This is a genomic window from Roseomonas nitratireducens, from assembly GCF_017813355.1.
GTDB lineage: Bacteria > Pseudomonadota > Alphaproteobacteria > Acetobacterales > Acetobacteraceae > Neoroseomonas > Neoroseomonas nitratireducens.
The window spans coordinates 144,021-156,127 of record NZ_JAGIYZ010000010.1; the positions used below are offsets into that span (position 1 = coordinate 144,021).

12 protein-coding genes are annotated in these 12,107 nt (G+C 72.2%); 6 read left to right on the top strand and 6 right to left on the bottom strand.

From position 1 onward, the window contains the following. Positions 1 to 93: 93 nt before the first annotated feature. Positions 94 to 1,719 carry a thiamine pyrophosphate-dependent enzyme gene (locus tag J5Y09_RS12060; RefSeq protein WP_209352036.1) on the top strand — a complete coding sequence of 542 codons (1,626 nt, stop codon included), beginning with the start codon at positions 94 to 96 and terminating at the stop codon, positions 1,717 to 1,719. A gap of 3 nt (positions 1,720 to 1,722) precedes the next feature. On the opposite strand, the gene J5Y09_RS12065 is transcribed toward J5Y09_RS12060, so the two are convergent. Both J5Y09_RS12065 and J5Y09_RS12070 read right to left on the bottom strand, forming a co-directional pair. Next, positions 1,723 to 3,135, bottom strand: a complete 1,413-nt coding sequence (locus J5Y09_RS12065; RefSeq protein WP_209352037.1) for an amidase — start codon at positions 3,133 to 3,135, stop codon at positions 1,723 to 1,725. Then, positions 3,132 to 3,338: a hypothetical protein gene (locus J5Y09_RS12070; protein ID WP_209352038.1), complete on the bottom strand. Its 207-nt coding sequence runs from the start codon at positions 3,336 to 3,338 to the stop codon at positions 3,132 to 3,134. The genes J5Y09_RS12065 and J5Y09_RS12070 overlap by 4 nt, the downstream gene beginning before the upstream one ends. Positions 3,339 to 3,444: 106 nt before the next feature. Here J5Y09_RS12070 and J5Y09_RS12075 point away from each other — a divergent pair, with 106 nt between their 5' ends. Next, positions 3,445 to 4,581, top strand: coding sequence for a mandelate racemase/muconate lactonizing enzyme family protein (locus J5Y09_RS12075; protein WP_209352039.1), 1,137 nt, complete (start codon positions 3,445 to 3,447; stop codon positions 4,579 to 4,581). Here J5Y09_RS12075 and J5Y09_RS12080 read toward each other — a convergent pair. From J5Y09_RS12080 to J5Y09_RS12095, 4 genes are read right to left on the bottom strand one after another with little or no spacing between them, the layout of a single operon-like run. Then, complete coding sequence (locus J5Y09_RS12080; RefSeq protein WP_209352040.1) at positions 4,572 to 4,979, bottom strand: carboxymuconolactone decarboxylase family protein; 408 nt, start codon at positions 4,977 to 4,979, stop codon at positions 4,572 to 4,574. The genes J5Y09_RS12075 and J5Y09_RS12080 overlap by 10 nt on opposite strands. Positions 4,980 to 5,026: 47 nt before the next feature. Further along, positions 5,027 to 5,629, bottom strand: a complete 603-nt coding sequence (locus J5Y09_RS12085) for a histidine phosphatase family protein (protein ID WP_209352041.1) — start codon at positions 5,627 to 5,629, stop codon at positions 5,027 to 5,029. Beyond that, positions 5,616 to 6,338, bottom strand: a complete 723-nt coding sequence (locus J5Y09_RS12090) for a DUF1194 domain-containing protein (RefSeq protein WP_209352042.1) — start codon at positions 6,336 to 6,338, stop codon at positions 5,616 to 5,618. The genes J5Y09_RS12085 and J5Y09_RS12090 overlap by 14 nt, the downstream gene beginning before the upstream one ends. 53 nt (positions 6,339 to 6,391) lie before the next feature. Next, a complete protein-coding gene (locus tag J5Y09_RS12095) occupies positions 6,392 to 8,095 on the bottom strand; it encodes a gamma-glutamyltransferase family protein (protein WP_209352043.1) in 1,704 nt (567 codons plus the stop codon). A 117-nt stretch (positions 8,096 to 8,212) separates the two neighbouring features. Between J5Y09_RS12095 and J5Y09_RS12100 the strand changes: the two genes are divergently transcribed. From J5Y09_RS12100 to pstA, 4 genes are all read left to right on the top strand, one after another. Continuing rightward, a complete protein-coding gene (locus tag J5Y09_RS12100; RefSeq protein ID WP_209352044.1) occupies positions 8,213 to 8,998 on the top strand; it encodes an enoyl-CoA hydratase-related protein in 786 nt (261 codons plus the stop codon). A 133-nt stretch (positions 8,999 to 9,131) separates the two neighbouring features. Next, complete coding sequence (gene pstS, locus J5Y09_RS12105) at positions 9,132 to 10,166, top strand: phosphate ABC transporter substrate-binding protein PstS (protein ID WP_408904056.1); 1,035 nt, start codon at positions 9,132 to 9,134, stop codon at positions 10,164 to 10,166. Positions 10,167 to 10,233: 67 nt separating this feature from the next. After that, entirely contained in the window at positions 10,234 to 11,205 is a 972-nt protein-coding gene (gene pstC, locus J5Y09_RS12110; protein WP_209352046.1) for a phosphate ABC transporter permease subunit PstC, read from the top strand. 4 nt (positions 11,206 to 11,209) lie between these two features. Further along, on the top strand, positions 11,210 to 12,103 hold the full coding sequence (pstA, locus tag J5Y09_RS12115) for a phosphate ABC transporter permease PstA (protein WP_209352047.1): 894 nt from the start codon (positions 11,210 to 11,212) through the stop codon (positions 12,101 to 12,103). Positions 12,104 to 12,107: the final 4 nt, after the last annotated feature.

Here is a 12,107-nt window from a genome sequence, read left to right on the forward strand (position 1 = left end):
GCTTTCTGCCCAGGAAACGGGCGGCGCCTGCCCCCTTATGGGCAGCGGCGGGGGGCGCGCCTATCCTCCGCCCCCCGCTGCCGGAGAGCCCGCATGACCGATGCCGTCCCCACCACCACCGCCGCCGACGCGATCGCCGCCGCCTTCGCCGCGGCCGGCACGAAGCGCATCTATGGCGTGCCGGGGGGCGGTTCGAGCCTCGACCTGATCGCGGCGGCCAAGGCGCGGGGCCTCGCCTTCGTGCTGGCGCGGCACGAGACCTCGGCGGTGATCATGGCCGCGACCGAGGCGGAGCTGTCCGGCACGCCGGGTGCGGCGCTGTGCACGCGCGGCCCGGGCGTGGGCAATGCCGCGAACGGCATGGCGCATGCGGCGCTCGACCGCGCGCCGGTGGTGCTGCTGGCCGATGGCTTCGCGCCGGCGGAGCGCGCCTTCGCCACGCATCAGTATTTCGACCATGCGGCCATGCTCGCCCCGGTCACCAAGGCGCAGCTCTCGGTCGGGCAGATGGCGGCGGCGGATGCGGCGACGCAGGCGATCGGCGCCGCCATGGCGGCACCGCGCGGCGCGGCGCTGATCGAGCTGTCCGGCGGCGCGGCGAAGCAGCCCGCGGCGCTGCCGGCGCGCGTGGCGCCGTCCGTCCCGCCGGTGCCGGAGGCGGCGGCGATCGCCGCCGCGCGCCGCGTGCTCGCCGCCGCGAGGAGGCCGGTGATGATCGTGGGGCTGGAGGCGGTCGACGCCGCCCCCCAGGCGCGCGCGCTGGCAGCGGCACTCGGCTGCCCGGTGCTCGTCACCTACAAGGGCAAGGGCGTGGTGGCGGATGCCGATCCGCTGTTCGCCGGCATCTTCACCGGCGGCGCGGCCGAAGGGCCGGTGCTGGACGCGGCCGATGCGGTGGTGATGGTCGGCGCCGACCCGGTCGAGTTCATCCCCAAGCCCTGGCGCTGGGAGGTGCCGGTGATCGAGGTCGCGACCGCGCCGCGCGCCCTGCCCTATCGCCAGCCCGCCGCGGCGGTGACGGGCCGGATCGCGCCGGCGCTGGCCGGGCTTGCGGAAGGTGCCGCGCGGTCGGCCTGGGACGTGGCGGAGATCGCCACGCTGCGCGAAGCCTGGCTGCGCGCGCTGGGCAACGACCCGCGGCGCGGCGCCGGGCTCGGCCCGCAGCGCGTGGTCGAGATAGCCCAGGCGGCCTGCCGCAAGGCGGGCTTCGACCCGCGCGTCGCGGTCGATGCCGGGGCGCACATGTTCCCCGCCACCACCTATTGGCAATGCGCGCGGCCGGTGGACCTGCTGATCTCGAACGGGCTCGCCACCATGGGCTTCGCCGTGCCGGCGGGGATCGCGGCCGCGCTGCACGACCCGGCGCGCGGGGCGCTCGCCTTCACCGGCGATGGCGGGTTGCTGATGGGGCTGGGGGAATTGGCGACGGCCGCCGTGCTCGGCGCGCGGCTGGTGGTCGTGGCGTTCAACGACGCGACGCTCTCGCTGATCGACATCAAGAAGGATGCGCGGGACCTGCCCGAGGGTGCGCTCGGCTGGCCGCGCGCGGATCTCGCCGCGGCGATGCGGTCGATGGGCGGCCTCGGCCTCTCGGCCAGCACCGAGGAAGACTTCGCGCAGGCCATGGCGCAGGCTTGCGCGGCGAAGGGCCCCGTGCTGGTCGACGTGGCCGTGGACCCTTCGGGCTATCCCGCGCAGATCAAGGCGCTGCGCGGGTAGCGTTCAGGCGAGCACCGGCGCGCGCGTGTGCCAGCCGGTGTCGCGCTGGTATGCGTCGGCGACCATCAGCGCGCGGCCTTCACCGAAGGGTCGCGCGCTGATCTGCAGCCCCATCGGCAGGCCGCGATCGTCGAAGCCGCAGGGCAGGCTGACCGTCGGCAGCCCCAGGTAGTTGAAGGGCCGCGTATTGGCCGAGATCGCCATGTGCCGCGCCCAGTTGGCCGGATCGGCGTCGATGTCGGTCTCGGCCAGGGTGGGGACGCGCATGCGCAGGGATGGCGTCGCCACCACATGGTGGTCCGCAAGCGCTTCCCGGCAGAATTGCCGCAGCAGCGGGCCGCGGGCGGACAGCGCCTCGACATACCAGGTGCCGGGGATGGCGTAGCCGCCATAGAGCCGGCCCGACAGGTGCTTCGCGTAGTCCCCCGCCTTCTCCCGCATCCATTGCGCGTGGATCGTCGCCGCCTCGACCCGGCTGACGACCGCCACATAGGTGCCGATGGCGCGCAGCGAGGGGCAGGAGACGCGCGCGACCTTGGCGCCGCGCGCCTTCAGCACCTCGAGCGACGCCTCGAAGCCCTTCACCACCACCTCGTCCGCGCCCTCGAAGAACCATTCCTGCGGCACGGCGACCGACAGGCCGCGCAGGTCGCCGGTCAGCGCGGCCTCGTAGTCCGGCACCGGTTCCGGCGCGCTGGTCGCATCCGCCGGGTCGTGGCCGGAGATCACGCGCATGATCCGCGCGCAGTCCCGCGCCGTGCGCGCCAGCGGCCCGACATTGTCCATCGAGAAGGACAGCGGCATGACCCCGGCGCGGGAAACGCGCGTCTGCGTCCCCTTGATGCCGGTGACGCCGCAGATCGAGGCCGGCAGGCGGATCGACCCGCCGGTATCCGACCCCAGCGCGGCGGCGAAGAAGCGCGCCGCGACCCCGGCGCCGGAGCCGGAGGAGGAACCGCCGGTGCAATAGGGCAGGTTCCATGGGTTGTGGCAGTCGCCGAAATGCCGGTTGTGGCCGGTCGGGTTCTGCGCGAACTCGGCCATGTTGAGCGTGCCCATGTCGATCGCGCCGGCGGCGTCCAGCCGCAGCAGCGGCGTCGCGGTGCGCGTTGGGCGGAAGTCGCCGCGGATGCTGGACCCGCAGGTCGAGACCTTGCCCGCGCGGTAGTACATGTCCTTGTGCATCATCGGCACGCCGGCGAGCGGGCCGGCGAGGATGCCGGCCGCGCGCGCCTTGTCCTGCGCGGCGGCGGCTTCCAGCGCCGCCTCGCGATCCAGGCGGATGACGCTGTTGACCTTGCCGTCATGCGCGTCGATGCGCGCGAGGCTCGCGCGGACCAGCGCCTCGGCGGTCGCTTCGCCCTTGCGGAAGGCGTCATGCGCCTCGGTCGTGGACAGGTCGGTGAGGTCGGTCATGTCCCCGGCTCCTTCTCCGCCCGCAGCGCGGCTTCGAAGGTGGAGGGTTCGTCCTCGAAGACGATGGTGCCGCGCACGGCCTCGAACTCGCGGATCAGCGCGGGGAAATCCTCCATCGCGCGCGCGGCTGCCGCGTTCGGGCAGGCGACGCCGGTCCAGAGGCGGATCGCCTCCTTCGCTGCGTCCATCGGGTCGGTGGCCATGCGGCGTCTCCTCGGCTGGGGTGGGCGATCCTTGCCCGCGGGGCGTGGTTTGCAAACCCCGTGCCCGGCTGGCAGCCTCCCGCGCAACGCAGGAGGAAAAGCCGCCATGAAGATCGTCGATGTCCGCGCCTTCCCGACCTCCTTCCCGCTGCCCGCGGGCGGGCCGCGCCTGGGCATCGGCCAGGCGGTCAAGCGCGACGCGGTGATGGTGAAGGTGACGACGGAGGACGGCATCGTCGGCTGGGGCGAAAGCCACCATGGCCGCGCGCACACCGCCGTCGCGAAGCTGATCGAGACGACGCTGCGCCAACTGATCCTCGGCATGGACGCCTTCGACACCACGGGGATCAACGCGCGCATCTACAAGTACCAGCTGGCCTCGCACGGCATGGGCGCGGGCTGCGCGATGGCGATGTCGGGCATCGACATGGCGCTGTGGGACGCCAAGGGGAAGGCGCTGAACCTGCCGCTCTACAAGCTGCTCGGCGGCGCATCCCGCCCCGTCGCGGCCTATGCGGGCGGCGTGGCGCTCGGCTACCAGCCCCCGGCGCAGCTGATCGACGAGGCCGGGCCGCATATCGAGGCCGGCTACCGCGCGCTGAAGCTGCGCGTGGGCGACACGGTGAAGGACGACATCGCGCGCATGGAGGCGGTGCGCGACGCCTTCGGCAAGGACATGGCGATCCTGACCGACGCCAATATCGGCTATTCCATCGACCAGGTGCGCCAGGTGATGCCGGAGATGGACCGGCTCAACATCGGCTGGCTCGAGGAACCCTTCCCCGCCCACGACCACCACCTGTACGCCCAGGCGCGGGGCTATGGCGTGACGCCGCTCGCGGCGGGGGAGAACCACTTCACGCGCTACGAGTTCACCCGCGTGCTGGAAGACGGCGTCATCACCATCTGGCAGCCGGACCTGTCCAAGTGCGGCGGCATCACGGAAGCGCTGCGCATCGCGGGGATGGCCTCCGCCTTCAAGATCCCGATCCACCCGCATTCGTCGATGACGGGCGTGAACCAGGCGGCCTCGATCCATTTCCTCGCCGCGATCGAGAATGGCGGCTATTTCGAGGCCGACATCTCCAAGGCCAACCGCTTCCGCGACGAGCTGGGCAGCACGCCCTGGACGATCGGCGCGGACGGCAATGTCCGCCCGAACGAGGCGCCGGGCATCGGCGTGGAGGTGGATGAGCGCTTCCTCGAAGCCTTCCCGGCGATCGAGGGGCCCGGCTACGTCTGAGCCGGCGGCCCGGCCAGCGCGGCGGCGTGTTCCAGCACCGCCCGCCCGCTGCGGTTCCAGGTGGTGATGCCGCCCACCAGGATGCAGAGGACGAGCCCCTCGGCCAGCTGCGGCAGCGTCAGCCCCTGCCGCAGCGCGTTCGCCGCATGGGCCTTCGCACCGTCCGTCGCGCCCGCCAGCACGTCGAGCAGGACGAGGCAAAGCTCCTTGGTGCGCAAATCGAGCGCGCCGCCGGCCTCGGGCGCGCGCATCGCCGCTTCCCGCAGCAGCCCGTAGCCGGCGAAGGCGCCGGGCGCGTGGGCCAGCAGCAGGCGGAAGCCGTCGGGCACCTGGCCGCTCGTCGCCTCGAAATTCACGATGCCGCGGGCGACCGCCGCGTCCAGAAGTTCATCCGCCATGCCGGGCCTCCGTGCCGCGGCAGCCTCGGCGCCGCGCCCGCGCCGGGTCAAGCGGCGGCGGCGAGGATCTCCTCCGGCCGCAGCACGCCGAGCACGGCGAAGCCCGGCGGGCGGGGTTCCACCATGGCGATCGCGCCTTCGGGGAATTCCTCCTGCCGCAGCATCCGGCCCATCGCGGCGGGGCCGAATTTGTGGATGTGGCCGACCAGCAGCGTGTTGCGCCCCGGCGCCGGCGGCGTGGCCAGCGCGCGGCGCAGCGATGCCATCGCGGCGGGGATGTCCGCCGTATAGTCGTCCGCCACCAGGTCCATCGTCACGTCGACCGGCAGGCCGCGCGCCATGATCCCGGCGGTGTCCACGGCGCGGAAGACCGGGCTGCTGCGCACCGCGCCGAGCGGGATGCGCAGGCGCCCGAAGGCGGCCGAGATGTCCCGCGCCTGGGCGATCCCGGCGGCCGAGAGGTTGCGCTGCCCGGCACGGTCGCCGAGCCGCCCGGTATCGACCTGGCTGCGGTCGGTGATGGCGTGGCGCATGTAGAGCACATGCCCGCCGCCGCGCAGCAGCCCGACCCAGTCCGGTACCGCGCCCTGCGCCATGGCGGGCGACGCCACCAGCGACGCGAGCAGCGCGCGCCGTTCAACCGACGCCATGCGGCACCCCGGCGATCTCGCGGATCAGCTTCGCGCGCATGGCGCGGGCGAAATCCTGCCGCGTCTCGGCGGCGATGACGAAGGCGCCGGGGCCGCCGATCACCTCCCGCTCGTAATGCACGCGCAGCGGCTCCCCGAAGCGGGTGACGGGGGAGACCTCGATGGCCAGCGCATTCACCGTGATGCCCTGCGCCACCGCCGCGTCGCGCGCCTCGGCCGCGGGCAGGTAGGACCGCATGTCGGGCCCGTCCCCCGCCACGTCGATGACGCGGTCCTCCGACCGGAAGGGCGCGGCGGCGATCAGCGCGGCGGAATGGGCGATGGCGTCGCCGATCGCGTTGTAGGATTGGCGGGACCGGGGTGCCGCGCGGATCGCCCCGGCCAGCGCGGCGGCGGAGGCCGCGTCGCGCACCGCCATCCAGTCCACCACCGTCGCGGCGCCGCCCGGGCTGCCCCATTCCACCATGGCCACGGCGACCGCGCCGTTCGGCTTGGACGCGATGGCGGCGAGGATGGCGGGATGGGTCAGGCTCTCGGCGAGGCCTTCGCGCTGCAGGCGGAACTCGTCCGCGTCGATGGAGCCGGAAGCATCCATGGCGAGGACAAGAAGCAGGTCCACCGACGGCGCCGCCTGCGCGGCGACAAGGCCGGGCGCCAGCGCGCCCGGCAGGCCCAGCACGGCGCGGCGGCGCAGGCGGTTCCGTTGCATGATCGCAGAGATGGCGCGCGGCGCGGCGGCGGCAAGGCTCGCCCCCGCCGCGCTCACCCGGCGATGGCGTAGGCTGGGCGGCGGGGATCGGCCCCGGCGCGCACCAGGCCGGCCTTCGGGTCGGACAGCACCGCCTCCACGCTGCCGGCGAGCCAGGTGATGTCCGGCCAATCCTTCACCTCATGCCCGCGGGCGGCGAGCGCGTCCCGCGTCGCCTTGGGGATGCGGGATTCGACCGCGACGCGGGCGGGGAAATAGTCGAAGGGTGCGAAGGAGGAGGGGAAGGCGTAGGAGGCGACGCGCGGCGCCTCGATCGCCTCCTGCAGCTCCATGCCGAAATGGAAGACGTTCAGCATGACCTGCAGCATGGCCTGGATCTGCACATCGCCGCCCGGCGTGCCGAAGGGCATGACGCCGCCATCCTCGGTGACCAGCATCGCCGGGTTGGGCGTCAGGCGCGGCCGCTTGCCCGGCGCGACGCCGGACGGGTGCGACGGATCGGGGCGCGACTGGCTGCCGCGGTTGGAGGGGATGATGCCGAGCCCCGGCACCACCGGCGAGTTCCACGACCCGTCGGACGGCGTGGCGCTGAAGGCGTTGCCCCAGCGGTCCACCACCGCGACGTAGGAGGTGTCGGCCTCCACCTTCGGCAGGTCGGCGCGCTGCGGGCCATCGGCCGGAATCCCCTGCCCGAGCAGCGGCGGGTACATGGACGGATGCGCCCGCGCCGGGTCGATCTGGCTGAGCCGCGCGTCGAGATGCGCGGGGGAGAGCAGCGCCTCGAGCGGCACCTCGGTGAAGCGCGGATCGCCGAAATGGTATTCGCGGTCGGCCATCGCCGCCTTCACGCATTCGACCAGCAGATGCAGGTAGTCGGGCGAGTTGTGCGCCATGCCGTCGAAGCCGGCGCGTTCCATCAGCAGCAGCGCCTGGGCCAGCGCCGGCCCCTGGCACCAGGGGCCGCAGGTGAGAAGGCTGTGGCCGCGCCAGGGCCGCGCGACCGCGGGTTCGAGGCGGGAGCGGAAGCCGGCGAGGTCCTCCATCGCCAGGAAGCCGCCCTCGGCCTGGATGAAGCGGACGATCTCCCGTGCGATGTCGCCGCGGTAGAAGGCGGCGTGGGCGGCGGCGAGGCCCGCCATGCGCCCGCCGGTCGCCGCGGCGCGGCGCTCCTCCTCCACCATGTAGGACAGGGTGCGGGCGAGGTCGGCCTGCACGAAACGGTCGCCCACCTTCGGCGGCTGCCCGCCGGGGAGGAAGATCGCGGCGTTGGACGGGTACTGCGCGTAGTCGTCGCGATGCGCGGCGACCGTCTCGGCCAGCAGCGGATAGACCGCGAAGCCTTCCCCCGCGTAGCGGATCGCGAATTGCGCGACATCGCCGAAGCCCATCGTGCCGTGCCGTTCCAGCGCGGTGATCCAGGCATCGGGCGCGGCGGGGACGACGGTGCGGCGCACGCCGTTGGGGATGCGTCCGCCGTGTTCCCGCATGAAGACGTCGGGCGGCAGGGCGCGCGGCCAGTGGCCGAGGCCGGCGATGGTCTCGACCGTGCCGTCCGCCATACGGACCATGATCGGCGCGACGCCGGCGACGTTCACGAGGTCCGGCAGCAGCACGCCGAGCGCGATGCCGGCGGCGCAACCCGCGTCGATGGCGTTGCCGCCGGCCTCCAGCACCGCGATGGCGGCGGTCGAGGCGAGGTAGTGGCCGGCCGAGGCGGCGTGGCGCGGGCCGGACAGGGTCGGGCGGGTGGCGAACATGGGCGGCGTCCTTCGCGTGCCGGGCCAGCCTTCCGCGCGGCGCGGCCATGCGTCAACGGCGGCTTGGCGCCCGCCGGGCCGGGGCGGAGGATGCCGCACCCCGAAAGGAGACCCGCCATGTCCGATCCCGTCCTGCTGTCCGTCGATTCGCGTGGCATCGCGACCGCCACGCTGAACAAGCCGGCCAAGGGGAATGCCTATGACGAGGACCTGCTCGGCGCGCTGATCGCGGGGCTGGACCGGCTGCGGGACGACCCGGCGGTGCGCGCGCTGGTCATCCGGGGCGCCGGCAAGCATTTCCAGGCCGGCGCGGACCTCGACTGGCTGGCGAAGGCCGCGACCTACGGGCCGGAACAGGCCTATGCCGCGTCCATGGCGACGACCACGGCGATGCAGAAGCTGAACGAATTCCCCAAGCCGACCTTCGCCCTGGTCCATGGCGCCTGCTTCGGCGGCGGCTGCGGCGTGGTCTGCTGCGTCGACGTGGCCATCGCGACGCCGGAGGCGATCTTCGGCCTGACCGAGGTCCGGGTCGGCGTGGCGCCGACGCCCATCAGCACGCACATGGTCCACGCCATGGGCCTGCGCCACACGCGCCGCTACGCGCTGACGGGGGAACGATTCGGCGCCGAGGAGGCGCTGCGGATCGGCCTGGTGCACGAGGTGGTCGCAGCCGACGCCGTTGATGCCCGGCTGGCCGAGATCATCGACCAGACCATGCTCTCCTCCCCCACCGCCATCGCCATGACCAAGGATTCGTTCCTCGGCGCCACGGGGCTGAAGCTGAGCGCGCGGGAGATGTCCCTGCTGGCGCATGAATCGTGGATGCAGCGGGCCTCGGCCGAGGGGCGGGAGGGGCTGGCGGCGTTCCGGGAGAAGCGGCGGCCGGCCTGGTACCGCTAGGAATAGGGGCGGATAAGCGCGAATCTTGTCCGCAACCCTGTCATCGAACTTTCATCGAACTGCAATCCGGGCGACTTTCCCGGCGCCTAGAAGCCGCGACGAAGCCGCCCCGACCGGAGCGGCAATAACGAAGATGCGGAGAGACGCTGTGAACAGGCGGTCCATCCTTCTCGGCGCCGGTGCGGCGCTGGTCCTGCCGGCCTTCGGCGCGCGCGCCCAGGGCGCCCAGATCACCGGCGCGGGGGCGTCCTTCCCCAACCCGATCTACCAGAAGTGGGCCGAGGCGGCACGCGCGGCGGTCGGGATCCAGGTGAACTACCAGTCGGTCGGCTCGGGCGCGGGCATCAACCAGATCCGCAACCGGACGGTCGATTTCGGCGCGACCGACGCGCCGCTGAACCAGCAGCAGCTGGCCGAGGGCAACCTGCTGCAGTTCCCGACGGTGATGGGCTCGCTCGTCGCCATCGTGAACATCCCCGGCATCGAGAACGACCAGCTGAAGCTGACCGGCCCGATCCTCGCCGACATCTACCTCGGCAAGATCACGCGCTGGAACGACGCCCGGATCACCGCGATCAACCCGGGCGTGAACCTGCCGAACCTCGCCATCGCGCCCGCCTACCGCGCGGACGGGTCGGGCACGACCTTCGTGTGGGCCTCCTACCTCGCCGACGTGTCCGAGGAGTGGAAGACGCGCGTGGGCGTGGGCACCTCGGTCCGCTTCCCCGCCGGCACCGGCGCGCGCGGCAATGAGGGCGTGGCCGGCACGGTACGCCAGGTGCGCGGCGCGATCGGCTATGTCGAGAACGCCTACGCCATCGCCAACCGGCTGATCACTACGCAGATCCAGAACAAGGACGGCAACTTCGTGAAGCCGGAGCACGACACCTTCATGGCCGCCGCCGGCGCCGCGGACTGGTCCGTGCCGGGCTTCGCGGCCAATGTCGTGAACACGCCGGGGGCGAATTCCTGGCCGATCGTGGCGCCGACCTTCATCCTGCTGCCGACCAACCCGACGGATGCGGCGCGCAGCGCCAATGTGCGCCGCTTCTTCGACTGGGCCTTCAAGGATGGCGACCGCCTGGCGCAGGAGCTGGAATACATCCCGCTGCCGCAGGCCACCAAGGATGCGGTCCGCGCCGCCTGGGCGCGCCAGTTCGGCGCCTGATCGACCGGATGGGGGCTCGGCGCCGTGCCGGGCCCCTTCTTCTTCTTCCTCCTGACGGGCAGACACAGTGAGCCAGGCCGCGACAGCCTCCCCCCCGGCCCCCGCGCGCACGGCGCGCGGCGCGGGCAATCTCGGCGACACGATCTTCGAATGGGCCTGCAGGGGCGCGGGCGTCTTCGTCCTGCTGCTGCTGGGCGCGATCATCGTCGAGCTGTTCATCGCCGGCCTGCCCGCCTTCCGGGCCTTCGGCCTCGGCTTCATCACCTCGACGGACTGGGATCCGGTGCAGGAGGTGTTCGGCGCCGGCGTGTCGATCTACGGCACCATCGTGACCGCGCTGCTGTCGATCGTGCTGGCCGTGCCGCTCGCCTTCGGCATCGCCTTCTACCTGACGGAGCTAGCGCCGGTCTGGCTGCGCCGCCCGGTCGGCACCGCCATCGAGCTGCTGGCCGCCGTGCCGTCCATCATCTACGGCATGTGGGGCTTCTTCGTCATCGTCCCGGCCTTCGCGACGCATGTGCAGCCGACGCTGATCGACGTGCTCGGCGAATTGCCGGGGGTAGGCTTCCTGTTCCAGGGCGCGCCCTTCGGGACGGGCATCTTCACCGCCTCCTTCATCCTGGCGATCATGATCCTGCCCTTCATCGCCGCGACCATGCGCGACGTGTTCGAGCAGGTGCCCCCGGTCTACAAGGAAAGCGCCTACGGCCTCGGCGCCACGACCTGGGAAGTGATGAAGGGCGTCGTCATCCCCTACACCCGCGTCTCGGTCGTGGGCGGCATCATGCTGGGCCTGGGCCGCGCGCTGGGAGAGACGATGGCCGTCACCTTCGTGATCGGCAATGCGAACCGGATCAGCACGAGCCTCTTCGGGCCGGGCAACACCATCGCCTCGCTCGTCGCGCTCGAATTCGGGGAAAGCCAGGAAGGCAGCCTCAAGCTCGCCTCGCTGCTCGCGCTCGGCTTCATCCTCTTCGTGCTGTCCTTCATCGTACTCGCCACCTCGCGCTACCTGCTGCGCTCGCGGCTGAAGGCCTGATCCCATGAGCATCACGCTCTCCGCCGGCGCCGTGCCCGGCCCGCGCAAGGACCCCGCGGTGGCGCTGGCGCTCGGCCGCCGGCGCAAGCGGGCCGACATGATCGTCCGCACGCTTTGCGTGCTGGCGACGCTGATCGGGCTCGTCTTCCTCGCCTCGATCCTCGCCACGCTGTTCTACCGCGGGTTCGAGGCGATGAGCCTGCGCGTCTTCACCCATGTGACCGCGCCGCCGGGCTCCGAGGGCGGGCTGCTGAACGCCATCGTCGGCAGCCTGATCCAGGCGATGCTGGGCACCGCCATCGGCACGCCGATCGGCATGCTGGTCGGCACCTACCTCGCGGAATACGCCCGTGAATCGCGCTTCGGGAACATGGTGCGGTTCGTCTCGGACATCCTGCTCTCGGCGCCCTCGATCCTGGTCGGGCTGTTCGTCTACCAGATCCTGGTGCTGCCCTTCGGCGGCTTCTCGGGCTGGGCGGGCGTGGCGGCGCTGGCCATCATCGTCATCCCGGTGGTGGTGCGCACGACCGAGGACATGCTCCAGCTGATCCCGAACACGCTGCGGGAAGCGGTGATCGGCCTTGGTTCGCCCAAGTGGAAGATGATCGTCTTCGTGTGCTGGAAGTCCGCGATGTCGGGCATCATCACCGGCATCCTGCTGGCCGTCGCCCGCGTGGCGGGAGAGACCGCGCCGCTGCTCTTCACCTCGCTCGGCAACAACACCTGGTCGACCGACCTGTCCAAGCCGATGTCGAGCCTGCCGGTGACGATCTACTCCTTCGCGGGCTCGCCCTTCGAGGACTGGATCGCGCTCGCCTGGGCCGGCGCGCTGCTGATCACGCTGAGCGTGCTTCTCCTCAACATCCTCGCGCGCAGCCTCCTGCGCACCCGCAAGTGACCGG

Coding starts and splice junctions, on each gene's coding strand:
- J5Y09_RS12070 (WP_209352038.1), bottom strand. CDS start 3,338: ATGGCCACCGACCCGATGGACGCAGCGAAGGAGGCGATCCGCCTCTGG.
- J5Y09_RS12080 (WP_209352040.1), bottom strand. CDS start 4,979: ATGGCGGATGAACTTCTGGACGCGGCGGTCGCCCGCGGCATCGTGAAT.
- pstS (WP_408904056.1), top strand. CDS start 9,132: ATGCGGAGAGACGCTGTGAACAGGCGGTCCATCCTTCTCGGCGCCGGT.
- J5Y09_RS12090 (WP_209352042.1), bottom strand. CDS start 6,338: ATGCAACGGAACCGCCTGCGCCGCCGCGCCGTGCTGGGCCTGCCGGGC.
- pstA (WP_209352047.1), top strand. CDS start 11,210: ATGAGCATCACGCTCTCCGCCGGCGCCGTGCCCGGCCCGCGCAAGGAC.
- J5Y09_RS12085 (WP_209352041.1), bottom strand. CDS start 5,629: ATGGCGTCGGTTGAACGGCGCGCGCTGCTCGCGTCGCTGGTGGCGTCG.
- J5Y09_RS12065 (WP_209352037.1), bottom strand. CDS start 3,135: ATGACCGACCTCACCGACCTGTCCACGACCGAGGCGCATGACGCCTTC.
- J5Y09_RS12075 (WP_209352039.1), top strand. CDS start 3,445: ATGAAGATCGTCGATGTCCGCGCCTTCCCGACCTCCTTCCCGCTGCCC.
- J5Y09_RS12095 (WP_209352043.1), bottom strand. CDS start 8,095: ATGTTCGCCACCCGCCCGACCCTGTCCGGCCCGCGCCACGCCGCCTCG.
- J5Y09_RS12060 (WP_209352036.1), top strand. CDS start 94: ATGACCGATGCCGTCCCCACCACCACCGCCGCCGACGCGATCGCCGCC.
- J5Y09_RS12100 (WP_209352044.1), top strand. CDS start 8,213: ATGTCCGATCCCGTCCTGCTGTCCGTCGATTCGCGTGGCATCGCGACC.